Below are 26199 nucleotides of genomic sequence, written 5' to 3' on the forward strand. Positions count from 1 at the left end.
CGAATGTAGGGCCAACCGGCGGCTTTTCAAGTGCCGGCGCGTTCCTCCAACTGCGGGTACAGCTCGGCCAGCTGTTGGCGAATGGTGCCCAGCAGGGGCTCGCAGTAGGGCAGGGCCGGGTGGCGGGCGGCGCGCTCCAGCTCATCTAGCTGGGTATGCAGCACGGGCACACCAAAGTAGGCGACCTGGCCCTTCAGCTTGTGGGCGGTGCGGGCCAGGGCGTCGGGGTCGTCGGGGCAGGCGGCGGTCAGCAGGGCCTCAAGGGCGGGCGCTTCGGCCAGAAAGGTGTTGACAATCTGGCGCAGGAATCCTTCGTTGCCGCCGGCCAACTCTTCGAGCAGGTGCCAGTCGGGTTTGATGAGGACTGATGAATTGGTGGATTGGTGGATTGGTGGATTGGTGGATGGGCTGACGGATGCTTCGTTGGTAGCGGTCGTCGCTTCGGTGCCAGCGGTGTTGCGGCCGGTGAAATGGGCCAGGCGGGCGTAGAGCACGGCCGGCTCGAAGGGCTTGGCCAGCGTGTCGTTCATGCCGGCGGCCAGGGCCAGGGCGCGGTCTTCGGGCAGCACCGAGGCGGTGAGGCCGATGATGGGCAGCCGGGCCGCGTCAGGATGTTGCTGGCGGATGCGGCGGGAGGCTTCGTAGCCGTCGAGCTCGGGCATCTGCACGTCCATCAGCACGGCGTGGTAGGGCTGGGTGGCGTTGGCCACGGCCTCCACGGCGAGGCGGCCGTTTTCGGCGATGACGACCTGCACGTTCCAGGCTTCCAAGGTTTTGCGGGCCACGAGCTGGTTGAGGGCGTTGTCTTCGGCCACCAGCACGCGCAGGGCCGGCTCGAAGGGCGTGAGCAGGCCGGCGTGGGCTTCGGGCTGGGCCGCCTGGGCATCAGCCACCTCGTAGGGCAGCTCGAAGAAAAACACCGAGCCCACACCCTCTTCGCTGCTCACGCCGAGCTGGCCGCCGTGCAGCTGCACGAGGTTGCGGGCAATGCTCAGGCCCAGGCCGGTGCCGCCAAACTCGCGCGTAGTGGAGGTGTTGGCCTGCGAGAAATCCTCGAAAATGGCCCCCAGCTTATCGGCCGGAATGCCAATGCCGGTATCGCGTACGGCGAAACGGATGAGAGAATGGCCCGTTTCTGACTTCACCACTTCGGCCGTAACCGTGACGCCGCCGGCGCGGGTGAACTTGATGGCATTACCGACCAGGTTCACCAGAATCTGGTTCAGGCGCACGGAGTCGCCCACCACGGCGGCGGGCACGTCGGGGGCCACATCCACTTTCAGGAACAGGCCCTTGCTCTCGGTGGCGAATTTGAACATGGCGCTGAGCCGGCGCACGGCTTCGGGCAGACGGAAGGGCACCTGCTCCAGCGTGAGCTTGCCGGCCTCCATCTTCGAGCTGTCGAGAATGTCATTGATAATGACCAGCAGGTTTTGCGACGACGACTCGATGGCCGTGAGGTATTCGGCCTGCTCGGTACTGGGCCGGGTGGCCTGCAGCAAATTCGTGAGACCAATCACAGCATTCATCGGCGTGCGGATTTCGTGGCTCATGTTGGCCAGAAACTGCGCCTTTGCCCGGCGCGACGCCTCGGCCGCGTCGCGCGCCACCACCAAATCAGCGTTGATGTCCTCGATGTGGGCCTTCTGCTGGCGCAGCTCGGCGGTGCGCTCGCGCACGGTGCGCTCCAGCACGTACTGGGTACGGCGGAGTTGGCGCTCGCGGTAGCGCAGCAGACCATACACGAAGCCCGCCAGCGCCAGCGCGGCCGCCAGCCGGAACCACCAGGTGCGCCATATGGGCGTGGCAATGCCAAACGCTGAGGTAGCCACCGGGCTCCAGGGGCCGGCCGCGCCGCGCCGCACGCGGGCCTCAAACACGTACTGGCCCGCATCGAGGCCCGGAAACTGGGCTTCGCCGGCAGTGCTGGGGCGGCTCCACTCGTCGGACAATCCGCGCAGGCGGTGCTGGTAGCTGAGCGGCTCGCCAGGGTTCAAGCTCACGCCTTGAAAGGTGAAGCCCACGCGGTGGCGGGTGGCCGACAGCCAGCCCAGCGCATTGGCGGGCCGGTATTCGCCGTCGACTTCGGCGCTGGTAAGGGCCAGGCCGGGCGCGGGTGCGGCGGTGTGGCGGCGGGCGGCGGCCACATCGAGCCGCAGCAGGCCGGCGCGGGTGCTGAGCCAGGCCACGGCCGCGCCGCGCGGGCCGGTGGCGCGGGCGGCGGGTCCCAGCAGGTCGCGCGTCAGCGGGTCATCCTCAGCTGCCAGCGGGGTGAGGCGGCGGGTGAGGCAGTCGAGTAGCGACAGGCCTTGGCGGTGCACCAGCAGCAACTGCGGGCCGGCCGGGCCAGCGGGTAGCGGCAGGAGGTTGTAGGTGTATTCGGAATCTAGCGCAGCGCCCAGTGGCTGCCAGGTTTTGGAGGGCTCCTTGAAAAACACGCCGTCGCCTTCGGTGGCCAGCCAGAGGCGCCCGTCGGCATCTTCGGCGAAGCTGCTGATGTCGAGGCCGGTGTGGGTGAGGCGGTAGGCGGCGAATTTCTGGGTGGCGGGCTCGAAGGCGGCCAGGCCGGTATCGTGGCTGCCCACCCAGATGCGGCCGGTGCGGTCGGCAAGCAGAGCCGTCACGGTATTGTGGAGCAGGCCCTCGGCGGTGGTGTAGTGGCGCGGCGGACGGGCCGGGTCGTTGGGGATATTATAGAGGCCGTCGCCCTCCGTGCCCACCCAGAGGCCGGAAGTGGGCGCGTAGGCGAGGGCGGTGATGCTAATATTGAGATTGTTTGATAGGCCCTGCACGGGCTGAGGTAATTGATTGGGGCCTGACGTGCTATAAAGCCCGGTAGAAGTGCCCAGCCACATGCCGCCTCCCTGCCGTGCCGGCCGTTCCAGCATAATTTGAACAGGTTCGCCTGGAAGCGGCGGAGCCAAGGCATTGCCCAATTCAGTTGGCGCAAGCTTTTCGGAGCGCAGCAGAAAGAAGCTGTTGCCGCCGAAGGTGCTCCAAGCTTCAGCGTGGCCCCTTATGAAAAAGGTAGCCAGCGCAGGTAACTGTCCAATAGGCCCAGGCAACTTGGGTTCCAGCCGCAAATGCCTATCCGAATGCCGGAGCAAGCCCTGGCCGGCGGTACCCAGCCAGGCGTTGCCTTCGCGGTCTTCGAGCAGGCAGCTGATTTCGGTGCCGGCGGGCAGGCGCAGGTGGTAGCGGCGCAGGTAGCGGCCAATGGCGGCGGTATCGGCGGGTGGCGGGCCGTCGGCGGGCAGCCGCAGGCCGGGCGGCACGGCGGCGCGGGTGGTTTTCTGGAACGGGCCGACGGCGGTTTTCTTCACCGAAATGCCGCCCTGGTAATGGCCCACCCAGAGCGCGCCGGTGGCAGGGTCCTCACGCAGGCTCACCACGAAATCTTCAGCCAGGCCGTTTTGCTGGGTGAAGGTTACGAAGCGGCTGCCATCGTAGCGCACCAGCCCGTCGCCGGTGCCCAGCCAGAGGTAGCCCTGCCGGTCCTGCACCAGCGCGTAGATGAATGGCGCGCGCAAGCCCTCCGTCGGCCCAAACTGCCGCAGAAACACCTGCTGCGCCTGCGCCGGCCGCGCGAGCACCAGTAGCAGCGCCAGCAGCCCGAGCAGCAGGCCCAGGCGGCGCACGTAGAGAAAGCGGAGCAGGAGTTTCAAACCGGAAAACGCCGGAGCTAGGTGGAACGGAGTCGCAAGGTAGAGCGGGGTAAGGTGGCGCTGGTTTCGTTTCCGATTGGCTGGGCGCAAGGCGGGTTGAAAGCGGAGGAATCCTCGATGGGAATAGATGGCGCGTCTGTCATCCTGAGCGCAGCGAAGGACCTTATCATGCCTGAATTGATTGAATTATTGCAAATCGTTCGTTGGTGAGAAGGTCCTTTGCTGCGCTCAGGACGACAGACGCTAGCCTTACTTCGCCGTCACCTTGAACTCGGTGCGGCGGTTGAGCTGGCGGCCGAGCTTGGTGGTATTCGGCGCCACGGGCTGAGTTTCGCCGTAGCCGGCGGCGCTGAGGCGGGCGGCGGCGATTCCGTGCTGCGTGAGGTACGCCACCACGGCCTGGGCGCGGCGCTGGCTCAGGTCCTGGTTCATGGCGGCTTCGCCCACATCGTCGGTGTGGCCGGCCATTTCCAGCTTCAGGGCGGGCGTTTCGGTGAGAAGCTTCTGCAGGCGCTCGAGCTCGGCGGTGCTTTCGGGGCGCAGCGTGGCCTTGCCCGAGTCGAAGAAAATGTTGCGCAGCACGATGACGGTGCCTACTTCCAAGCGCTTGAGCGGAATGTCCTTGGTGACCTCGGCGAAGGCCGCGCCGGCGGGCAGGTCGAAGTTTTCGGAGTGAAAGAGGTAGCCGTCCTGCCGCACCACAATGCCGTAGTTGGTGCCCGAGGGCAAGCTCACCAGGTAGCGGCCCGAAACGGCGTTGCTGCGGAAAGTAGCAATGGTTTGGCCGGTGGCGTTGTCAATCAAATCAATGGCCGCATCGAGCGGCTGCCTGGTGGCGTCGTCGGTCACGGTGCCTTTCAGAATCGTTACCTGGGCCGTAGCCACGGCCACTGCCGGGGCCAGCACCGTTTGCTTGATGGGCGCCAGGCGCGAGGCCAGCAGCAGGTCTTCCTCGCTGAGCACGGGCGGCTTCTCGGGGCCCAGAAAGGTGATGCGGTAGATGTCCTTCGCACCCAACCCCCCAGGCCGCTCGCTGCTGTAGTAGCCGTGCCGGCCCGAAGCTGAGGTCACGAAAAACACGTCATCGTCGGGCGTGTTGATGGGCCAGCCCAGGTTTTCGGGCGGGCTCCACTTGCCGTTTTCCCACACCGATTTGAAGATGTCGTAGCCGCCCATTGTGTTGTGGCCTTCCGACGAAAAATACAGCGTCTTGCCATCCGGAGCCATAAACGCGCCTTCCTCGCCGCCCACGGTGTTGATGGCCGGGCCCAGGTTTTCGGGCGGCGCGTTGCCCTCCAGGCTCACCTTATAAATGTCGGAGCCGCCCGTGCCGCCCGGGCGGTCGCTCACGAAGTACAGTGTGCGGCCGTCGGGCGAGTAGCTGGCCGAGCTTTCGTGGGCGCTGGTATTGATGCGCGAGCCCAGGCGGCGCGGTTTCTCCCATGTGCGGCCGCCGAGGGAAGTTTCGAGCAGGTCGCCGCCGTTGCTGCCCACGTACACGAGCATGCGCTGGCCGTCGGGCGAGAGGCCCACGGTGGCGTTATGGTCGTCGGTGTTCACGGGCGAGCCCAGGTTTTCGGCCGGGCTCCAGGCTTTGCCGCGCCAGCTGGCCTGGTAAATGTCTTCGAAGTAGCTGTCGGTGGCTGGGTCCTTCTTGCCGCCCGTCGAGCCCGTGCGGCGCGACGTGATGAGGATGGTCGCCTCGTCGGCCGACACCACCGGGCCGTAGTCCGAGCCGGCCGAATTCAGCTCCGGCCCGGCGTTGTCGATGAACACGCGCACGGGGTGGGCCATCAGCTGCTGGCCGGTGCGGCACTCCTGCAGGTGGCGCTGGATTTCGGCGGCTGTGTAGGGCGGCTCGCTGCGGCGGTCGGCGGCGGGCAGGGGCGGGGCGAGCTGGTATTCGGTCATGGCCTCGCGCCACTTGGCGCTTAGGTGCAGGGCGCGGGCCAGTAGGTAATGGGTGCGCGGGTCGGCGGTGGCATCGAGCTTGGCGGCCTTTTGCAGGTAGGGCAGGGCGGCCGTTTTGGTGGCCGAGTGCAGGAAGCAGTCGCCGATTTTCACATTCAGCACCGCGTTGTTGGGGTTAAATTCCTGGGCGGCCAGCAGGTGCGGCAGGGCCTGCCCGTAGCGCGGCGGGTCGGCAAAGTATTCCTGCTCGGCGGCTTTCAGCTCGCGCTGGGCTTCGCGCAGGCCGTCTTTGTTGTCACCAAAGTTGTCTTTGCTGAACTCGACGCTTTGCGCGGCGGCCGTGCCGGCCAGGAGGAGCAGGAAGAGCAGACGTGGGAGGAAAGGCATTGGAAGGACATTAGGAGTAGTGGCCGTCATGCTGAGCGCAGCCGAAGCATCGCTACCGCTTCGCGGCATTGGCATTGAATTGCTGAGCGCAGTAGAGATGCTTCGACTGCGCTCAGCATGACGTTCGGTGATGGAGCATCAAGCGTCGGTCTTAGTCATCAGCCTCGCCCGCGCAGCCAGCAGCTGCGGCGTAGCTGTTGCCCACGGGCAGGCCCAGCGCGGCGGCTTTGCGCCAGTCCTGGCAGGCTTCGTCGGCCTGGCGCAGCATTTCGCGGGCGTGGCCGCGGTTGAGGTAGGCCTCGGCGTAGTCAGGCTTCAACTTGATGGCCTGGCTGGCATCGGACGCGGCATCGGCGTATTTCTCCAGCTTGAGCTGGGCGGCGGCCCGGTTGTTCCAGGCAAAAGCGTAAGCAGAATTCAGCTGCAAAGCCTGGCTGAAATCCGCAATAGCACCCTTGTAGTCCTTGTTGTCGAAGCGGGCGCTGCCCCGGTTGGTCCAGGCCAGCGGGTTGTCAGCTTTCTGGGCCAGGTAAGCGTCGTAATCCTTAATCGCCTGGGGCAGCTGGCCGGCGCGGCGGGCGGCAGCGGCCCGGTTCAGCAGGGCCGCCAGCAGGTCGGGCTGCAAGGCCAGCGCCTGGGTGTAGTCCTGCACGGCGGCGGCGTAGTTGCCCAGCTTCTGCTGGGTGCTGGCGCGGTCGTGGTAGGCGTAGGCCAGCTTGCCATCGGCCTGAATGGCCCCGTTGAAATCGGCCAGCGCGGCCTGGAAATCCTCTTTCTCGAAACGCAGCACGCCGCGGTTGTACCAGGCCGGCGCGTAGTCGGGCTTGGCTTTAAGGGCTTCGGAATAGTCAGTTTCGGCCTCGGCGAGCTGCTTTTGGGCTTCGTGGGTACGGCCCCGGCCAAAGTAGCCGGCGTAGCTGCCGGGCTCCAGCTTCAGGGCCTGGTCGTAGTCGGCGAGGGCGGCGGGGTAGTCCTTCAGCTCGAAGCGGGTGGCGGCGCGGTTGGTATAGGCGGCGGCAAAGTCGGGCCGGGCGGCAATGGCTTGGTCGAAGCTGGCTAGCGCTGCCGGGTAGCGCTGCTGGCTGAAGCTGGCCAGGCCGCTGTTGTACGCCTTTTCGGCCAGCTGCGGACCGGGTAGTGTGCTGGCCCGCACCGAATCGACCTGCGCGCGAGCAGCGAACGAACTGCCCAGCAACACGAAAAAAAGCAGACATTTTTGCATCATAGCCGGAAGGGAATTGGACTGTAGCGTATTGACTGCCAATATATTGGATTTTTTAATTCCAACGTCATTACGCCCGACTTCTCCCGGCCCGAAAAAATCTAGTTGCCTTTCTGCTTTTTCGCTTTACCAAACAAGCTTTTGGCCAGTATCATGTGCGCCCCGCGGGTACCGTCCACTACCTGCGTCACGTCGAGGTCGCCGGCCACGCTGCACAGCATGTAGGCATCGTCGCGGCTGAGGTGCTTTTCGGTTGCCAGAAAGGCAATCATCTCACGTACTGCGTCTTTGGCGGCTAGAGTCAGGTCTTCGTTCAGGCCCATACTAATGTAGGCGGTGGGCGTTTCGGCCCGGGGCAGGGTCAGGTGCATGTCCTTACGCACGATGAATTGCAGCGTGCCCGTGAGCGAGGTTTCCAGCCCGGTGATGTCGACTTCGCCGTTGCCCTGGCCGGCGTGGCCGTCGCCCACAAAAAACAACGCCCCCGCCGCGTGCACCGGCAAATACAGCGTGCTGCCGGCCACCAGCTCCTTGTTGTCGAGGTTGCCGCCGTGGATGCCGGGCGGCGCGCTGTTTACGCGGCCCGACGCGGCCGGCGGGGCCACGCCCATGCTCCCGAAAAATGGCCGTAGCGGAACCTCAACACCCGGCAGAAAGTGCGCCACCATCTTCTTTTTATCGAGCGGAATGATGCGCATTTTGGCGTAGCCGAAATCCTCCGGAATAAAGCCGCTTTTGGCCCCAAAGGCGTTGTAGGCGTAGGGAATGGCCAGCTCGACAGCCTGAATGCGGACTTCGAGTACGTCGCCCGGCTCGGCCCCTTCCACGAAAATGGGACCGGTGAGGATGTGGCCGCCCGGTCCTTTGTTGGTCACGTGCTCCACAATGTCGCGCAGGTTGGGCTCGACCTGCGCGGCGGGCAGGCCTGCGCCTTCCAGCCGCGCCGGGGTGGAGGTGATGAGCGTGTGCACCCGCACGGTTTCGCCCGATTTGATGCGCAGCACGGGCGGCGCGGCGGCATCGTAGTAGCCCCAGGCGGCCGTAGCAGGCGTAATGGCCAGCTCGTGAGTGGCCGCTTTCTGGGCCTGCACGCGCAAGGAGAGAGCCATTGGCAGCAAAACGGCCAGCAGAAATCGTGATGTGGGGAAGTTCATGCCGGTAAGTTCGCACCGCACGGGCCATTGGGCGGCCTTGGAAGCCGGCGCCACTAGGTTTTGTGCAGCAATTGCCTTGGCCGCTGGCGGCAGCAATATGCTCAGTTGGAGGAATGCCGCAACAAAAAAGCCATTTCCAGCTTGGAAACAGCTTTGCAAAGCCATTTTATTATTATGTTAATCTAGTGCGGAGACTTTAAAAGCAGCTCAATGCTGGTAGCATCGGCCAAGGCATTTGGGCAAAAGTAGCGCGTCAGGGCAGAGTTGCAAACGCTTTAACTTGTTGCCATAGGCAGAGTAGGAGGGGAGAAGCCAAATGCCGAGAGTATGCCGATTCACGCACCACTGCCCGGCCCGGCCGAAATTGCGCGGCCGGCCAGCCATTGGGCCGCGCCGTTTGTTAAACCCACGCCCTTCTTCCTGCCGCTCCCTCATGAACCCGACCGACCCCACGCTCTCCGCCGCCGAAACCACCCGCTACAGCCGCCACCTGCGGCTGCCCGAAATCGGCCTGGCCGGCCAGCACAAGCTCAAAGCCGCCCGCGTGCTGGTGGTGGGCTGCGGCGGGCTGGGCTGTCCGGTGCTGCAATACCTGGCCGCGGCCGGCGTGGGTACGCTGGGCCTGCTCGATTTTGATACCGTGGACGAAAGCAACCTGCAGCGCCAGGTGCTCTACGGCCCGGCCGATGTGGGCCGCCCCAAAGCCGTGGTAGCCGCCGAAAAGCTGCGCTCCCAGAACCCCTTCATCGCGCTGCAGGTGCACCAGGAGTTGCTCACGGCCGCCAACGCCCTCTCGCTGTTCGGCGGCTACGACCTGGTGCTGGACTGCTCCGACAACTTCGCCACCCGCTACCTGGTGAGCGACGCCTGCGTGGTGCTGAGCAAGCCGCTGGTATTTGGGGCCATTTTCAAGTTTGAGGGGCAGGTGACGGTGTTCAACTACCAGAACGGGCCCACCTACCGCTGCCTGCACCCCGTGCCGCCCGCCCCCGGCGAAGCCCCCAACTGTGCCCAGATTGGCGTGCTGGGCGTGCTGCCCGGCCTGCTGGGCACCATGCAGGCCGCCGAGGCGCTGAAAATCATTTTGGAAATTGGCGAGGTGCTCAGTGGCCGGCTGCTGCTGGTCGATGCGCTGAGCATGCGTTTCCAAACCATCCGCTTCCGGCCCGTGGCCGCCAACCAGCAGCTCACAAAGCTGGCCACCGACTACGCGGCTTTTTGCAGCGAAGCGCCGCTGGCAGCCGCGCCGGTTCGGGCACCGGAAATAACGGCCGACGAGCTGAAGGAATGGCAGCACGCCGGCCGCCCGCTGGTACTGCTGGACGTGCGCGAGCCCCACGAGCACGCCCGGCGCAGCATTGGCGGGCAGCTGCTGCCGCTGGGGCAGCTGGCGGCGCGGCTGGCCGAAATTGAAGCCGGGGTGCCGGTGGTGGTGCACTGCGCCAGCGGCGTGCGCAGCCAGCAGGCCGCCCGGCTGCTGCGCGAAAAAGGCTTTGCCGACGTGTATTCGCTGCGCAACGGGCTGGCCGATTACTAAGTAGGCTGCCGGCCGGGCAGGGTATAGCTGTTCGCTAATATGCCGGAATTACCCCATCTTTACAGTTAGTACGGGAAACCTGCCGCCTTCTTCCCGGCTGCCCGCCCCCGCATGGGCCGACTCCAGCGGCAATGTTGTTTTTTCGCCTTTCTGCCCGCCTTGCCCTACTTCTACGCCCTACGCCGGATTCTGCAGCCGGGCTGCCCGTTTGGGTGCCGGCCGGCCCCGTGGCTGCTCGGGCTGCTGCTGGCGTGGGCGTGCCTGGGCAGCCCGGCGCGGGCCGCGCGGCCGTACTGGGATGTGAGCTACGATTCGCTGGCGGTCACCCTGCCCCGGCAGCCCACCGATGAAGCGCGGCTGCAAACCCTGCAGCACCTGCTCGACCTGCGCCCCACGGGCGCACAAGCCCTGCCCTTGCTCGACCGCCTGCTGGCCCTGAACCAGCAGCTTGGCGCCTTCGAGGCCCAGCCCTACCGCAGCCTGCGGGCCGGCGTAGCGCTGTGGCAGCAAGGCAAGGCCGATGCTGCCGCCCTCGATTCGATGCACCGCGCCATTGCCGGCTTCGACCGCGTGGGCCGCCCCATTCCGTGGATATTGATTGACCTGGCTGGCCTGTACAACCGCCTGAACCGCATGGAGGACCGCCGCCGCTACTACGAAACCCGGCTGGCCTACTACCGGGTACGCGGCGCGGTGCAGAACGAGGCCGCCTGCTACATGTCGCAGGGCGGCTATTACCGCCGCATGGGCGACTACAACCGCACGCTCAACAGCATTCTGCGGGCCGCCGACCTGCTGAAGGGCTACGACCAGCGCCTGTACGTGCGCGAACTGCTGGTGGCCGGCGACGTGTACGCTCAATGGGGCAACTACGCCCGCGCCGCGCAATACCTGAATATGGCCCAGCGGCTGCCCGATTTCCGGCGCATCGATGGCATGGCCCGCGAATACACTTTTCTGACGTTGTCGCGTGGCTATGCCCGCAACGGCGAGCTGGCCACGGCCCAGCACCTGGCCGACTCGGTGCTGGCCGCCCGCGTGCCCGACCCGCTCGACCAGCAGCTGAGCCGGGCCTACGGCATGGTGCAGAAAAGCCTGCTCTACCTGCAGCAGCAGCAGCCGGCCGCCGCGGCCGCCCTGTTGGCCCGCGCCCAGCGCCTCGACGATTCGCTGCACGTGCCCATGACCGGCAAGCTGGGCGAGTTTGAGCTGGATGCCGCCTGGGCCCGCTACTACGCCGCCCGCCACGACGATGCACAAGCCGAAAAGCATTGGCTGCTGGCCTACCAGAAAGCCGCCGCCGCCCAGATTGAGCGCCTGCAGCCCGAATACCTTAAGGAGCTGGTGAACTTCTATACCCGCCGCGGGCAGCCGGCCCAGGCGCAGCGCTACGCCAATGCCTACATCCGTTTCAATGATGATTTTACCGCCGCCCAGAGCGTTTTCCACGTGGCCCAGTACGAGGGCGAACGGGTAGAGCAGGCCCAGAATGCCCAGATTGGCGCTTTGCGCCAGCAGCAGGCCGTGCAGGCCGTGCGCCTGCGCCTGGGCCAATGGCTGCTGCTGGGGGCCGGGCTGGCCGTGGTGCTGGTGTCGGGGCTGGTGGTGTTCATCTACCGGCAGCTGCGCACCAACCGCCGCACCCTGGCCCAACTGCGCGACACCCAGGCCCAGCTGGTGCAGGCCGAAAAAATGGCCTTCCTCGGCGAGCTGACTTCGGGCATTGCCCACGAGCTGCAAAACCCGCTCACGTTCATGAAAAGCTTTGCCGAAGTGAGCACTGAGCTGGTCGACGACATCGACGGCCAGGCGGCGCCCCACCAGAACGGCAGCCAGCTGCGCGGCGAAATTCTGGCGGGCCTGAAGCAGAACCTGCAGCAAATCAGCCAGCACGGGCAGCGCGCTTCGTCCATTATTAAAGACATGCTGGAGCATTCGCGCAGCGGTACCGGCCAGCGCGTGCCCACCGACCTCAATGCCCTGGCCGAGGAAAACCTGCTGCTGGCCTACCAGGCCCTGCGCACGCAGTCGCCCGATTTCAGCGCCCAGCTCATCCGCGACCTTGACCCGCACCTGGGCCCGGTGGCCGTGGTGGCCTCCGACCTGGGCCGCGTGCTGCTCAACCTGTGCGCCAACGCCCTGCACGCCGTGCGCGAGCGCCAGCGCGAGCTGGCCCTGGTGCCCGTCTCGGAGGTGCTGGCCGCCCCGCACTACGAGCCCACCGTGACCGTGCGCACCCGCCGCCTGAGCGGGCGCACGGTCGAAATTCGGGTGTGCGACAACGGCACCGGCATGCCCGACCACGTGCGCGAGAAAATCTTCCAGCCCTTCTTCACCACCAAGCCGGTGGGCGAAGGCACGGGCCTGGGCCTGTCGCTGTGCCACGACATCATTGCCAAAGGCCACGGCGGCACCCTGGCCGTAGATACCTGCGAGGGCAAGGGCACTGAATTCATCATTACTCTTTCGCCTGCCTAGTGCCCCGCCGTATTTGCCTGCTGATACTCGGCCTGCTCTGGGGGCTGGCCGCGGGGCCCCCGGCGGCAGCCCAGGCCGTGCTGCCCGATACGGCCGGCACCGAGCTGCGCACCGTGCCGCTGGGCGGCTCGGTGCTCGATAAGGGTTGGAAGTTTCGGGCCGACGACGACCCGGCCTACGCCCGCCCCGATTATGACGATGCCGGCTGGGCTGCCATCAACCCCAACCAGCTGCCCGGCCAGCTGCCGCAGCTGAATGGCGTGCGCATTGGCTGGCTGCGGCTGCGCCTGGCCGTGGCCGACAGCCTGCGCGGCCGGGCACTGGTGCTGCTTTTCCAGCAAACCGGGGCCAGCGAGGTGTACCTGAACGGCCGCCTGCTGCACCGCTACGGCCGCGTGAGCCCCAACCCCGCGCTGGTGCAGCCCGGCCCATTCACGGCCGCGCCGCTGGAGGTGCACTTTGCCGGCCCGCGCGAGCAAGTGCTGGCCGTGCGCTTTGCGCCGTGGCGGCCGCTGGCCTGGTTCAAAGACAACATCAACTTTCTGCGGGTCCGCATCACGGGGCTGCCGGGCCTGCTGCGACGCAACGCCGAGCGGGCCGTAGCGCCCACCGATTATTTCGCCACCGGGGCCGTGTTTGTGCTGCTGAGCCTGCTGCACCTTTTTTTCCGGCGCTACAACCCCGCCCAGCGCGCCAACCTGTACTTTGCCTACTATGCCGGCGCGGCGGCGCTGGGCTTCGGGGCGCTGTACCAGGGCTGGCAGGTGCAGGGCATGGTGCCTTCGCTGGCGCTGGGCATGGCGGCCGATATTGGCCTGCTGCTGAGCTACGTGTGGGCCGTGCGGGCGCTGTACGAGCTGTTTGGCCAGCGGCCCGGGCGCTTATACGCGGGGCTATGGATGGCGCTGGTGGTGTGCCTGGTGTTGAGCGAATTCACCCAGCTAACCTCCTTTTCGGGCCAGACGACGTACTCGTTCGCCTTTTTCGGCTTCGTGGCCCTGGCCAGCGCCGAGCAGCTGCGCCTGACGATGCGCGGCCTGCGCCAGCAGCAGCGCGGGGCCCGCCTCATTGCGGCCGGCTACGCGGGGGCGCTGCTGTGCGCCGGCACTTATGCGTTGCTCATCATCGCGCAGCAGCCCATCACCTTTCGGCTGTCGGCCACGCTGGTGTCGCTGATGGCCTTACTGCCGGCGCTGGGCATCTCGCTGTTTCTGGCCCGCGAGTTTGCCACCAACAGCGAGCTGCTGCTGCTGAAATTGCGCCAGGTGCAGCAGCTGTCGGCCCAGACCGAGGCCCAGCAGGCCGAAAAACAAGCCCTACTGGCCACCGAAAACGAGCGCCTAGAAGCCCAGGTGGCCGCCCGCACCGCCGAGGTGGCCGGCCAGCGCGACCGTGCTGAGCAGGCGCTGGTGCAACTACGCGACACGCAGGCCCAACTGGTGCAGGCCGAGAAAATGGCTTTTCTCGGCGAGCTCACGGCCGGCATTGCCCACGAGCTGCAAAACCCGCTCACATTCATGAAAAGCTTTGCCGAAGTGAGCACCGAAATCGTCGACGACATGGGCGGCCCCGGCCCGGCGGGCACTGGGCTGAAAGAAGAAATTCTGGCCGGGCTGAAGCAGAATCTGCAGCAAATCAGCCAGCACGGCCAGCGCGCTTCGTCCATTATTAAAGACATGCTGGCACATTCGCGCAGCGGCACCAGTCAGCGCGAGCCCACCGACCTCAACGTGCTGGCCGAGGAATACCTGCGGCTGGCCTACGAAGGCTTCAAAACCCGCGAGCAGGCCTTCGAGGCACTGCTGACCACCGACCTTGACCCGCGTCTGGCGCCGCTGGCCGTGGTGGCAGCCGACCTGGGCCGCGTGCTGCTCAACCTGGGCACCAATGCCTTCCATGCCGTGCACCACTACCGCGCCCAGGCCGGCCCGGGTTACGTGCCCACTGTGCACCTGGCCACCCGCGCCCGCGCCGGCGGCGTCGAAATTCGGGTGATTGACAACGGGCCGGGCATGGCGGCCGGCGTGCGCGCGCGGGTGTTCGAGCCCTTCTTCACCACCAAGCCGGCCGGCGAGGGCACCGGTTTGGGCCTGAGCCTGAGCCACGACATCATCACCAAAGGCCACGGCGGCACCCTCACGGTGGAAAGCACGGAAGGCGAAGGAACTGAATTTACTATTGTATTATTCGCTCAGCATTAGGTATTTGTGTATGATGCGCTGCCTTGCTGCTCTGCTTTGCCACCACCCGCTGCCCCGGCCCTGCTGGCCGGGCCTGCTGGTACTGGCGATGCTGCTGCTCGGCGCCGGGCCACTGCGCGCCCAAACGCCGGAAGCCGACAGCCTGCGCCGGGCGCTGCAAGCCCGCTACCGGCCCGATACCGCCCGCGTGAACACCCTGAATGCGCTGGCCCTGGCCCTGCGCAACAACGCCCCCGACGAATCGGCCGCCTTGTTCCGGCAGGCGCAGCAGCTGGCGCGGCGGCGGCACTATGCGCGCGGCGCGGCCGAAGGGGCGTTGGGCCAGGGGTTTTACTACCGGCACCGCGGCGAGTACGGGCTGGCCGAAAGCTATTCGAAGCAGGCGCGCCACGGCTTTGCGCAGGCCGGCGACCGCCTGGGCCAGACGCGCAGCCTCTATAATCTGGCCTGCGTGTACTCGGACCAGGGCCGCTACGTGCAGTCGCTGCGTACCAACCTGCGCGGCCTGGCCTTGGCCGAAGCCGACCACAACCGCAAGTGGATGGCTTTTCTCAACACCCAGCTGGGCATCACCAGCACCTACCTGGCCGAGTATGGCCGCGCCGAAAGCTACCTCAGGCAGGGCCTGCGCCTGGCCCGGGCCTCGGGCGACCTCACCAGCATTGGCCACGCCTACGCCGGCCTCGGCGACCTCTACCGCAAGCAGGGCCGCTGGGCCGAGGCCGCGCGCAGCTACGCGCAGGACGAGGACATTTTCCGGCGGCTGGGCTTCGAAACCGGTCGCGTCTTTGAGGAAATCAACCTCGGCGACGTGGCCGAGCGGCAGGCACACTACCCGGTAGCATTTGCCTACGCGCGCAGTGCCCTGCGGCGGGCCGCCCGCCTGCGGGTGCACGGCGAAACCCCGCGCGCCGAACTGGTGCTGGCCCGTGCGCACCTGCACACCGGGCGGCCCGATAGCGCCGTGTTCTATGCCCGCCGCAGCCTGGCCGCCACCCGGCGCAGCGGGGCGCGCGAGTACAGCCGCGACGCCAGCCAGGTGCTGGCTCTGGCCACGGCCCAGCTCGGGCGTTTTGCCGAGGCTTACCGCTACGAGCAACAGTTTGGGGCCTACCGCGACAGCCTGAACAGCGCCGACCTGCGCCGCCGTGCCGCCGTGCTTGAGTACCGCGCCGACCTGGCCCGCAAGCGCGCCGAAATCCGGCTGCTTACCAAAAACAGCCAGCTGATAGCCGCCCGCAACCGTCAGCAGCGCGGCTTGCTGCTCGTGACGCTGCTGGGCCTGGCTGCCGCTGGGGGCTTAAGCCTGGGGCTGTGGCGCATCAACCGGGCCAAGCAGCACGCTTTCAGCCTGCTCGAACAGCAGCAGGCCGAGCTGCGCGCCGCCCAGGCCCAGCTGGTGCAAGCCGAAAAGTGGGCTTTCGTAGGCGAGGTATCGGCTGGCATTGCCCACGAGTTGCAAAACCCCCTGGCTTTCATGCGCAACTTTGCCGACGTAAGCGTGGCCCTGCTCGATGCCGAACCAGGCCGCCCGGCCGGCCCCGCTACGCTGGAACAGGAAATAATGAACGGGCTGCGCCTGAACCTGCAGAAAATCAGCCAGCAGGGCCAGCGGGCTTCGTCCATCATCAGCGACATGCTGGCCCACGCGCGGCGCGGCAATGTGCCGCGCCAGCCCACCGACCTCAATGCCCTGGCCACGGAGGCCCTGGCCCTGGTAGCGCAGGGCCGGAACCCCGCCGACCCGGCCGTGGCTTTTGTGCCCGACCTGGCCCCCGCGCTGCCCCTTGTGCCTGCCGTGGCCGCCGACCTTACCCGCGTGCTGGTGAACCTGTGCGCCAACGCCGTACACGCCGTGGGTACCCGGGCTGCGCAGGCCGGCCCCGCTTACCAACCCACCGTGACGGTGCGTACCCGGCAGCTCACCCCGGAAATCATCGAAATTCGGGTGATTGACAACGGGCCGGGCATGGCGGCCGGCGTGCGCGCGCGGGTGTTCGAGCCCTTCTTCACCACCAAGCCGGCCGGCGAGGGCACCGGCTTAGGCCTGAGCCTGAGCCACGACATCATCACCAAAGGCCACGGCGGCACCCTCACGGTGGAAAGCACGGAAGGCGAAGGAACTGAATTTATAGTGACGCTGCCGGCCGCGGGCTAGCCGGTAGTGGGGCAAGTGGCCGGCGCAAACGGCTGCCGCCCTAAATTGCGCCCAACCTTTTCGTTTCTCTCCTGCCTTTTGCTGCAATGACTCCTCGTATTGGCAACGCCGACCTCCTGCTGTATGCTTCCGTTGCGTTTGGCATCGCGCGGGCAGTGAGCAAATTTCTGGACCTGCCCAAGCGCCTGCCGCGCTGGGACCAAGCGTTGCGCTACATCTGGGTGCCCGCCGTGGTTACGTACGGTTTGGCGCTGCTGGTGGGCTTCCGCTCGCCGGTGCTGGCCGAGTACTACTGGCTGGGCGTGGAAAGCTTTTTTGGCTTGGTGCTGCTGCTGTTGGGCTACTACCGGCCGGCCCGCACGCTGCTGTTGGGCCTGGCCCCGCTGTGGTTCTACCACCTGCTGAGCACGGGCCTGCTCACGGTGGGCAGCGGCCTGCTGAAGACCTACGACGACGGCTTCGATACCGCCAAAATCTTCGCCACGCTCTGGCTGTTTTGCTTTTTCTTCATTGCCCGCGGCCAGAAAAAACAAATCGAGAAAGAAGAGTTGCAGCGCGCCGAAGAGGAAAAAGCCAAACGCCTCATCGAAGCCCAAAATGCCGAGCTGGAGCGGCTGGTGGGCGAGCGCACCGCCGCCCTCACCACCCAGGCCGAGGAGCTGCGCGGGGCCCTGACGGAGCTGCGCGCTACCCAGGCCCAGCTGGTGCAAAGCGAGAAAATGGCCAGCCTGGGCGAACTCACGGCCGGCATTGCCCACGAGATTCAGAACCCGCTCAACTTCGTCAACAACTTTGCTGAGGTGAGCGCCGAGCTGGTGACCGAGCTCGAAGAGGAGCGCGCCCGCCCCGAGCGCGACCCCGGCCTGGAAGACGAGCTGCTGGCCGACCTCAAGCAGAACCTGGTGAAAATTACGCAGCACGGCGGCCGGGCGGCCAGCATCGTGCGCGGCATGCTGGAGCACTCGCGCACGAGCTCGGGCGAGCGCACCCCCACCGACCTCAACCAGCTGGCCGACGAATACCTGCGCCTGGCCTACCACGGCCTGCGCGCCAAGGATAAAACCTTCAACGCCACGCTGGAGCCCGATTTCGACCCCAGCCTGCCGCCCGTGCCCGTGTTGGCCCAGGACCTGGGCCGCGTGCTGCTCAACCTGCTCAGCAATGCCTTTTATGCCGTGCGCCAGCGCCAGCAGCGCGGCGAGGCCGGCTACGCGCCCACCGTGCGCGTGAGCACCCGCCGCGTGGGCGACGACGTGGAAATCCGGGTGCGCGACAACGGCGGCGGCATCCCCGAGAGTGTGAAGCAGAAGATTTTCCAGCCCTTCTTCACCACCAAGCCCACCGGCGAAGGCACCGGCCTGGGCCTGAGCCTGAGCTACGACATCGTGACGCAGGGCCACGGCGGCACCCTGACGGTGGACAGCCACGAAGGCCAGGGCACCGAGTTTCTCATCAGCCTGCCGGTAGGGTAGGGGAAAATTGGCCCCGTTCAAATTCCCCCTTCATCGCAAGAACAGCCAAGGCCGCCAAACTTATGCGGGCCCGCCGTGGTTGAGGCTGGCCGATGCGCTGCGGTAGCGTAACAAATAGCCAAAGCGGTATCTTTAGGCGTGCGTAGGCCCGAGGGCAGCGGCTCGGCATTCGTTATTCGCCTGCTTCAGGCTCAGTAAGTTGAATATTTCCTTTGTTTTGCGATGGTGGCGACGGTGGGCCCTGGCCCTGCTGCTGGCCGCGCCGTGCCTGCCCGCCACCGCCGCGCCGGGGGCGCCGCCGGCCGTGTCGCGCGTGGTGCTCGACAGCCTGCGCCAGCTCCTGAAACTGCCCCAGACCGACTACGACCGGGTGCTGCTGCTGTGCCAGGTGAGCGACCAGCTCTGGACGCAGCGCACCGACTCGGCGGCCGTGTATGCCCAGCGGGCGCTGGTGCTGGCCCGCCGCGTAGGCTACCGCCACGGCGAAGGCGAGGCCCTGAACCGCCTGGGCGCGGCCCTGCGCGAAAGCAACCTGGCCCGCTCGCTCGAGCTGTTTCAGCAGTCGCTGCACATTGCCCGCGCCACCCGCGACCAGGCCCTCACGGCCCAGAACCTGCGCAGCATCGGCATCATTTACGTGTATTTGCGCGACCGGCGGCAGGCCCTGAGCTACTACTTTCAGGCCCTGAAAATTGGCGAGCAGCTACACGACGAGCGGCGGGTGGTGCTCGAGCTCAGCAACATCGGGTTGGCGTATGACGTGTTTGGGCAGCTCGATTCGGCCCAGCTGTATCAGGAGCGGGCCCTGGTGCTGGCCCATCGCCTGCACACGCCCACCAACTACATTCTCTACGGCCTCGGCAACGCGGCCCGCCGGCGCGGCGAAGTGGCGCAGGCCCGCCGCTACTACCGCCAAAGCATTGCCGAATCGAAGAAGGTGGGCCACCTGCGTAGCCTCAATTTCGCCTACGTGGGCCTGGCCGAGCTGTACCAGCAGATGGGCCGGCTCGATTCGAGCATCTACTTTGCCCGGCTGGGCTGCCAGGCGGGCCGCACCAACGGCTTTTTGCGCGGCGTGCTCAATGCCAGCACGCTGCTCACCAAGGATTTCAAGCGGCGCGGCCCGGCCGACAGCGCCCTCAAATATCAAAGCCTGATGCTGGTGATGAAGGACACGCTTTTCGGCCAGGAGAAGGTGATGCGCCTGCAAAACCTCAACTACCGCGAGCAGCAGCGCGCCCAGCAGGCCGCCGCCGCTCAGGCCGCCTTGCGGGCCCGCTACCGCACGTTTGGGCTGGTGGGTGGGCTGTTGGGCCTGCTGGTGCTGGCCGTGATTCTGGCCCGGCACGGCAGCCAGCAGCAGCGCGCCCGCCGCGCGCTGGAGCAGTCGCTGGCCGAGCTCAAAACCGCCCAGGAGCAGCTGGTGCAGCGCGAAAAAATGGCATTTCTCGGCGAGCTCACGGCCGGCATTGCCCACGAGCTCCAGAACCCGCTCAACTTCGTGAAAAACTTCGCCGAAGTGAGCACCGACCTGGTGGAGGACATGGGCAGCGACGAACCGGGCCGCAACTCGGCGCTGCAGGGCGAGATACTGGCCGGGTTGAAGCAGAACCTGCAGCAAATCAGCCAGCACGGGCAGCGGGCCACGTCCATCATCAAGGGCATGCTCGAGCATTCGCGCAGCGGCACCGGCCAGCGCGAAACCGTGACGCTGAACACGCTGGTGAGCGACAGCCTGCGCCTGGCCCAGCAGGGCCTGCGCACGAAGGATAAAGAGGTTGAGGTGCTGATATCCACCGCCCTGGCCCCTGGCCTGCCGCCCGTGGGCGTGGTGCCGCTCGAGATGAGCCGGGTGTTCATCAACCTGTTTACCAATGCCTTCTACGCGCTGCAGCAGCGCCAGCGCACTGCCGGCTCTGCCTACCGCCCCGAGCTGACGGTGAGCACCCAGGCCGTGCCCGGCGGGGTGGAAGTCCGCATCCGCGACAACGGCACGGGCATGCCGGCCGAGGTGCAGGCCCGGGTGTTTCAGCCCTTCTTCACGACCAAGCCCGTGGGCGAGGGCACCGGCCTGGGCTTGAGCCTGAGCCACGACATCGTGACCAGCGGCCACGGCGGCACCCTGCGCGTGGAAAGCCGCGAGGGCGAAGGCACCGAATTCATCCTTAGCTTGCCGGTTTAAAAGCCGATTTCTTCCCGGATTAATTCTACCTGCGAGCTGCTCACGCTGCGCGGGCCGCTTTTGCCTATGCGCTTCTTTTTACTGCTCGCGGCCCTGGGGCTGCTTTTTGGGGTTGCCACCGCCGCGCCGCTGCCGGCCGATACGGCCGCCCTACGCATCAACCGCCTGCCCGCCGACGGCCTGCAACTAATTAAAGGCTGGCGCTACCACCCCGGCGACGACCCCGCCTGGGCCCGGCCCGACTTCGACGATAGTGGCTGGAAACCGCTTGCCCTACGCCGGAACGGACGCGAAATGCCGCGCGCCACCCAAACGGGCGTGTACTGGCTGCGGCTGCGCTTTCGGCTCAGTGACTCGCTGCGCCCGCGCACCCTGGCCCTGCAATTCTGGCGGCGGGGCACGGCCGACGTGTACCTCAACGGCCGCCTGCTCAGCGACAGCACCCGCCGGGCGCGGGTGCGCGGCTCGCGCATTGCGCCGGGGGTGCTGGAATTGCCCGCCAATGGGCCGGCCGAACAGGTGCTGGCCCTGCGCATGGCGCCCTGGCACCCCTCGCCGCTGCTGCTGGGCGCCGACCGGCTTACCGCCCTCCAGCTGCGGCTGCTGCCCATGGCGCAGCTGGTGCAGATAGAGCGGGGCTGGGCTGATGAGGTCGCGGTCTGGCGGGTAATGGCGGCGGTGTTTCTGCTGCTGGCCCTGCTGCACTGGGTCTTTTACCGCTACAACCCCACGCAGCGCGCCAACCGCTACTTTGCCCTTTACGCCCTGGCCTATTGCGTGTTCTTGGCCAGCGTGCCGTATGCCACCTCGGGAAGCGTCGAATTTCCGTCCTGGGCGTGGAGCGTCGCCATTGCCGTGGTGTCGTACGGGCTGCTGACGCTGGGCGGCCTGTGGGGAATGCGGGCGCTCTACACCCTGTTCGGCTTCGCGCCCGGCCGGGCCTATTGGGGACTGGTGCTGAGCGGCGGGCTGCTGCTGCTGGCGCAGTGGCTCACACTGCTCTCGCCCTGGCAGCTGATTCCCTACCTGGTTTTTGCGGTCCTGGTGCTGGCCGAGTCGTTGCGCCTGACGGGGCGAGCGCTGCGGGTGCGTCGGCGCGGGGCGCCCATTATTGCGGCCGGCTTTGGTGGGGGCCTGCTCTTCATCTTGCTTAATTTGACGCTGCTGCTGTTGGGCGTGCCCCTGGACGGGATAGGCAGCAACTTATTGTTCGTGCCCGCCATCCTGCTGCCGCCGTTGGGCATCTCTTTATTCCTGGCCCGCGAGTTTGCCCTCGGGGCCGAGCTGCTGCTGGTGAAGCTGCGCGAAGTCGAACAGCTTTCGGCCCAGACCCTGGCCCAAGAGCAGGAGAAGCAAGCCCTGCTGGCCGCCCAGAACGAAAACCTGGAAACCCAGGTGGCGCAGCGCACCGGCGAGCTGCAACGCTCCCTGACGGACTTGCGCGCCACGCAGGCGCAGCTCATCCAGAAGGAGAAGATGGCCAGCTTGGGCGAGCTCACGGCCGGCATCGCCCACGAGATTCAGAACCCGCTCAACTTCGTGAATAATTTCTCGGAAGTGAGCACCGAGCTGCTGGAGGAGCTGGAGGAGGAGCAGGCCAAACCCAGCCGGGATGCCGGCCTGGAAGCCGAGCTGGTGAGCGACCTGCGGCAGAACCTGGGCAAAATCAGCCACCACGGGCGGCGGGCGGCGGCCATCGTGAAAGGCATGTTGGAGCACTCGCGCACGAGTACCGGCGAACGCTCCCCAACGGACCTCAACCAACTCTGCGAGGAATACTTGCGCCTGGCCTACCAAGGCCTGCGGGCCAAGGACAAAACCTTCAACGCCACGCTGGAAACGGACTTTGTGCCCGGCCTGCCACTGGTGGAGGCCGTGGGCGCGGACGTGGGCCGGGTGCTGCTCAATTTATTCGGCAACGCCTTTTACGCCGTGCAAAAGCGCCAACAAACCGGCGAAGCGGGCTACAAACCCACGGTCACGGTGAGCACGAAACAAGTGGGTGACCACGTGGAAATCCGCGTGGCCGACAACGGTACGGGCATTCCCGATGAAGCCAAAGCCAAGATATTCCAGCCCTTTTTTACCACCAAGCCCACGGGCGAGGGCACGGGGCTGGGCTTGAGTTTGAGCTACGACATCATCACCAAAGCCCACGGCGGCACGCTCGCCGTGGAAAGCCAACCTGGCCAGGGCACCGAATTCGTCATTAGCTTACCCAATTAATTCGTCATCAGCCTTAGCAGATTGCATGAAAACGTACTTCGGATGGATGGTGCTGGTTGGAAGCTTGCTACTGGCGGGGTTGCCAGCCCGCGCCCAGCACCCAGCCTCCCGCGCCGACAGCTTGCAGCAGCGCCTGGCCACCGCCCCGCCCGATACCAGCCGGGTGCTGCTGCTCACGCGGCTGGCCTACGAGCTGGCCGAAGTCGACCCCGTAGCCTCGGCCCGGCACGCGCGGCAGGCGCTGCAGCTGGCCCATGAGCTGCACTACGTGCGGGGCGAGTGCCAAGCCTACATCCGGCTGGGCGTGGGGCTGCGCAACACCGGCGATTTTCCGGCCGCGCAGCAGTTGCTGCTGCGGGGGCTGCGCCTGGCCGAAAACCTGCACGACCAGTCGACCATTGCCACAGTATACAACGCCTTGGGCCGGCTCAACAGCGAGCAACGCAAGTTCCGACCGGCGCTGGAATACTTTTTTCGGGCCAAAAGCATGGCCGAAAAAACCGGCAACCGGGCTTTGCTCACGCGCGTGACGGGCAACATCGGCGAGGCCTATGCGCAGCTGGGTACGCTGGATTCGGCCACTACTTACCTGCACGCTGGCTACCGGCTCGATTTAGAGCAGCACGACGAAGTGAGCGAAGCCGGTGACCTGCGGAGCCTTGGCGACATAGCAGCCCGGCAGGGACACCCGCAGCAGGCCCGGCAATACTACCTGCACAGCCTGCAGCGGGCCCAAACGGTCACCTATATGCTGGCAGCGGTGTATCTGGGCCTGGCCGAGCTGGCGCGCACCGCCGGCCACCCCGATTCGGTGCTGTACTACGGCCGGCGGGCACTGGCAGCCGGGCAGCAGCACCATTACCCGGCCAATGTGCTCGATGCCAGCGAGTACTTGAGCCGCGCCTACGCCGCCCGGCGCGACAGCGCCGCCGCCTTCCGCTACCTGGCCCTGGCTAATGCCACCCGCGACAGCCTCTACAGCCAGGCCAAAACCATCCAGATGCAAACCCTGGATTTCAGCGAGCGGGTGCGCCAGCAGGAACTGGCCGACCAGCAGGCCCAGGCCGCCGCCCGCCAGCGCCAAAACCTACTGCTGGCTGCCCTGCTCTGCGCCGTGCCGGCTCTGGTGCTGCTGTGGCGCTACGGCCGCCTGCAGCGCCGCAGCAACGAACAGCTGCGCGAGCTGAATGAGGCCGTGACGCAGCAGAAACAGGAGCTGCAAACCCAGCGCGACCAGCTCGACGCCTCCCTCACCGGCCTGCGGGCGGCTCAGGCCCAGCTGGTGCAAAGCGAGAAGATGGCCAGCCTGGGCGAGCTCACGGCCGGCATTGCCCACGAGATTCAAAACCCGCTCAACTTCGTCAACAACTTCTCGGAAGTGAGCGCCGAGCTGGTAGAAGAGCTGGTGGAAGAGCAGCAGCGCCCCGCCCGCGACGCCGGCCTGGAAGCCGAACTGCTCAGCGACGTGCGGCAGAACCTCGTCAAGATTCATCAGCACGGCCAGCGGGCGGCCGGCATCGTGCGCGGCATGCTCGAGCACTCGCGCACCAGCACCGGCGAGCGCCAGCCCACCAACCTGAACAAGCTGGCCGAGGAATACCTGCGCCTGGCCTACCAGGGCCTGCGCGCCAAAGACAAAACCTTCAACGCCGAGCTGCGCACCGATTTCGACCCCGCCCTGCCGCGCGTATCGGTGGTGGCCACCGAGCTGGGCCGGGTGTTGCTCAACCTGCTCAACAACGCCTTTTATGCCGTGCATAAGCGCCAGCAGCAGAGTGAAGCCGGCTACGCGCCGCTCGTGACGCTGCAAACCCGGCGCGTCGGGGCGCAGGTCGAAATCCGCGTGGCCGACAACGGCACGGGCATGCCGGCCGAAGTGCAGGCCAAGATATTTCAGCCCTTTTTCACCACCAAGCCCACGGGCGAGGGCACGGGGCTGGGCCTGTCGCTGAGCTACGACATCATTAGCCAGGGCCACGGCGGCACGCTGGCCGTGGCAAGCCAGCCCGGCCAGGGCACCGAATTCGTCATCACGCTGCCGGCTTAAGCCACGGCGGCGCTACCTTTGAAACTCCCTCATTATTCTGCAAATCCTCCCCATGCAAATTCTGGTTGTTGACGATGAAACCGATGTGCGCGACCTATTTCAGCAGCGTTTTCGTCGCGAAATCCGCAGCGGCGAGCTGAGCTTCAACTTCGCCTTCTCGGGCGAGGAAGCGCTGGCCTACCTGCGCGCCCGGCCCTCCGAAGTGCTGCTCATCCTCTCCGACATCAACATGCCCGGCATGAGCGGGCTCGAACTGCTGGGCCACGTGAAGGCCGAGGGCCACATGCCCCCCACCACCATGATGATGATAACGGCCTACGGCGACGACAACAGCCGCCAAGAAGCGCTGGGCCTGGGCGCCACCGACTTTCTCACCAAGCCGCTCGACTTCGCCGTGCTGCGCCAGAAGCTGCAGGAGCTGCCGGCCCTGTAGGCGAGGCCGGACGTTCGTCCTTTTCAAACGTATTTTTGTCCTGTTATTCTGACTGTTGCTACCCGCTATGAAAACCAAAATCCTGGTTGTCGACGACGAAGCCGACCTTGAGCTGCTCATCAAGCAGAAGTTTCGGCGCAAAATCCGGGAGAGCGTGTACGAGTTTGTGTTTGCCGCCAACGGCCAGGAGGCCCTCACGCGCATCCTCGAAAACCCCGATACCGATGTGATTCTCTCCGACATCAACATGCCGGTGATGGACGGTCTCACGCTGCTCACGCACACCCACGCCGAGCACCCGGACATGAAAACCGTCATCGTCTCAGCCTACGGCGACCTTGGCAACCTGCGCACCGCCATGAACCGCGGCGCGTTCGATTTCGTGGTGAAGCCCGTCGATTTCGCCGATTTAGAGCTCACCATCGAGAAAACCGCCGAGCAGGTGCGCCAGCTGCGCGACACCATCCGCGCCATCCAGGAAAACAACATCCTGAAGATGTACGTCGACGAAACCGTGCTCAATTTCATGACGCGGCCCGACTTCGAAAACCGCCTGCTGGCTTCCGAAGTGGTGCAGGCCACCGTGGTGTTCCTCGACATCTGCGGCTTCACCTCGCTGGCCGAGAAAATGCCGCCCACCGACGTGGTAGCCCTGCTCAATACCTACTTCGACCTCGTGGTGAAGGAATTCATCGCCCAGGGCGGGCACGTCGATAAGTTCATGGGCGATGCCGTGATGGCCGTGTTCCGGGGCGAGCACCACCTCGACCGCGCCATCGATGCCGCCCTCTCGGCCCGCGCCGCGCTGCAGGATAGCAAAACCCCACTGCCCGCTGGCTTCGACTACCGCCCCCAGGTCAGCATCGGCGTGAACACCGGCGAAGTCGTGTCCGGTAACATCGGCTCGGCCTCCCTCAAACGGCTGGATTACACCGTTATCGGCGATGTGGTAAACATGTCGCAGCGCCTGCAGTCGGCCGCCAAAGCCGGCCAGGTCATCATCAGCGAAGCCGTGTACGAGCGGGTGAAGGAGTCCTTCCAGTGCCAGTATGTCGATGAGGTCGTGCTCAAGAACAAGTCCCAGCCGGTGAAGATTTACGAGGTGGTGGAGTAAACAAACGTCTGT

The 26199-nt window shown here is 66.0% G+C and carries 14 protein-coding genes; 10 read left to right on the forward strand and 4 right to left on the reverse strand.

All coding sequences use genetic code 11. The features are described from left to right. Positions 1-26: 26 nt before the first annotated feature. The 4 genes from MON38_RS21195 to MON38_RS21210 form a co-directional block, all read right to left on the reverse strand. Positions 27-3665, reverse strand: coding sequence for a hybrid sensor histidine kinase/response regulator (locus MON38_RS21195; RefSeq protein WP_241938160.1), 3639 nt, complete (start codon positions 3663-3665; stop codon positions 27-29). A 249-nt stretch (positions 3666-3914) separates the two neighbouring features. Beyond that, entirely contained in the window at positions 3915-5963 is a 2049-nt protein-coding gene (locus MON38_RS21200) for an OmpA family protein (protein WP_241938161.1), read from the reverse strand. A gap of 151 nt (positions 5964-6114) precedes the next feature. Then, a complete protein-coding gene (locus MON38_RS21205) occupies positions 6115-7188 on the reverse strand; it encodes a tetratricopeptide repeat protein (RefSeq protein ID WP_241938162.1) in 1074 nt (357 codons plus the stop codon). Positions 7189-7286: 98 nt separating this feature from the next. Beyond that, positions 7287-8294, reverse strand: coding sequence for an acetamidase/formamidase family protein (locus MON38_RS21210; RefSeq protein WP_241938163.1), 1008 nt, complete (start codon positions 8292-8294; stop codon positions 7287-7289). Positions 8295-8772: 478 nt separating this feature from the next. On the opposite strand from MON38_RS21210, the gene moeB reads away from it, so the two are divergent. From moeB to MON38_RS21260, 10 genes are all read left to right on the forward strand, one after another. Continuing rightward, the gene (gene moeB, locus MON38_RS21215) at positions 8773-9876 is read left to right on the forward strand and encodes a molybdopterin-synthase adenylyltransferase MoeB (protein ID WP_241938164.1); all 1104 of its coding nucleotides are present in this window, start codon (positions 8773-8775) and stop codon (positions 9874-9876) included. A gap of 159 nt (positions 9877-10035) precedes the next feature. After that, the gene (locus MON38_RS21220; RefSeq protein ID WP_241938165.1) at positions 10036-12354 is read left to right on the forward strand and encodes a sensor histidine kinase; all 2319 of its coding nucleotides are present in this window, start codon (positions 10036-10038) and stop codon (positions 12352-12354) included. Continuing rightward, on the forward strand, positions 12354-14555 hold the full coding sequence (locus tag MON38_RS22935) for a sensor histidine kinase (protein WP_241938166.1): 2202 nt from the start codon (positions 12354-12356) through the stop codon (positions 14553-14555). Before MON38_RS21220 ends, MON38_RS22935 begins: the two co-directional genes overlap by 1 nt. Positions 14556-14565: 10 nt before the next feature. Continuing rightward, the gene (locus tag MON38_RS21230; RefSeq protein ID WP_241938167.1) at positions 14566-16713 is read left to right on the forward strand and encodes an ATP-binding protein; all 2148 of its coding nucleotides are present in this window, start codon (positions 14566-14568) and stop codon (positions 16711-16713) included. 86 nt (positions 16714-16799) lie between these two features. After that, complete coding sequence (locus MON38_RS21235; RefSeq protein WP_241938168.1) at positions 16800-18185, forward strand: sensor histidine kinase; 1386 nt, start codon at positions 16800-16802, stop codon at positions 18183-18185. Between the two features lie 217 nt (positions 18186-18402). Beyond that, a complete protein-coding gene (locus MON38_RS21240) occupies positions 18403-20367 on the forward strand; it encodes a tetratricopeptide repeat-containing sensor histidine kinase (protein ID WP_241938169.1) in 1965 nt (654 codons plus the stop codon). Positions 20368-20433: 66 nt separating this feature from the next. Beyond that, entirely contained in the window at positions 20434-22593 is a 2160-nt protein-coding gene (locus MON38_RS21245) for a sensor histidine kinase (RefSeq protein WP_241938170.1), read from the forward strand. Positions 22594-22618: 25 nt separating this feature from the next. Further along, entirely contained in the window at positions 22619-24640 is a 2022-nt protein-coding gene (locus MON38_RS21250) for an ATP-binding protein (RefSeq protein WP_241938171.1), read from the forward strand. 52 nt (positions 24641-24692) lie between these two features. After that, the gene (locus MON38_RS21255; protein ID WP_241938172.1) at positions 24693-25073 is read left to right on the forward strand and encodes a response regulator; all 381 of its coding nucleotides are present in this window, start codon (positions 24693-24695) and stop codon (positions 25071-25073) included. A 67-nt stretch (positions 25074-25140) separates the two neighbouring features. Continuing rightward, complete coding sequence (locus MON38_RS21260) at positions 25141-26187, forward strand: adenylate/guanylate cyclase domain-containing protein (protein WP_241938173.1); 1047 nt, start codon at positions 25141-25143, stop codon at positions 26185-26187. The last annotated feature ends 12 nt before the right edge of the window (positions 26188-26199 follow it).

Origin of the sequence: Hymenobacter cyanobacteriorum (assembly GCF_022631375.1) — a bacterium.
Taxonomy (GTDB): Bacteria; Bacteroidota; Bacteroidia; order Cytophagales; family Hymenobacteraceae; genus Hymenobacter; species Hymenobacter cyanobacteriorum.

Bases quoted from the DNA above. Each gene is read 5' to 3' on its own strand.
- MON38_RS21250 (WP_241938171.1), top strand. From the start codon at position 22,619: ATGAAAACGTACTTCGGATGGATGGTGCTGGTTGGAAGCTTGCTACTG.
- moeB (WP_241938164.1), top strand. From the start codon at position 8,773: ATGAACCCGACCGACCCCACGCTCTCCGCCGCCGAAACCACCCGCTAC.
- MON38_RS21210 (WP_241938163.1), bottom strand. From the start codon at position 8,294: ATGGCTCTCTCCTTGCGCGTGCAGGCCCAGAAAGCGGCCACTCACGAG.
- MON38_RS21205 (WP_241938162.1), bottom strand. From the start codon at position 7,188: ATGATGCAAAAATGTCTGCTTTTTTTCGTGTTGCTGGGCAGTTCGTTC.
- MON38_RS21260 (WP_241938173.1), top strand. From the start codon at position 25,141: ATGAAAACCAAAATCCTGGTTGTCGACGACGAAGCCGACCTTGAGCTG.
- MON38_RS21230 (WP_241938167.1), top strand. From the start codon at position 14,566: ATGATGCGCTGCCTTGCTGCTCTGCTTTGCCACCACCCGCTGCCCCGG.
- MON38_RS21200 (WP_241938161.1), bottom strand. From the start codon at position 5,963: ATGCCTTTCCTCCCACGTCTGCTCTTCCTGCTCCTCCTGGCCGGCACG.
- MON38_RS21245 (WP_241938170.1), top strand. From the start codon at position 20,434: ATGCGCTTCTTTTTACTGCTCGCGGCCCTGGGGCTGCTTTTTGGGGTT.
- MON38_RS21255 (WP_241938172.1), top strand. From the start codon at position 24,693: ATGCAAATTCTGGTTGTTGACGATGAAACCGATGTGCGCGACCTATTT.
- MON38_RS21235 (WP_241938168.1), top strand. From the start codon at position 16,800: ATGACTCCTCGTATTGGCAACGCCGACCTCCTGCTGTATGCTTCCGTT.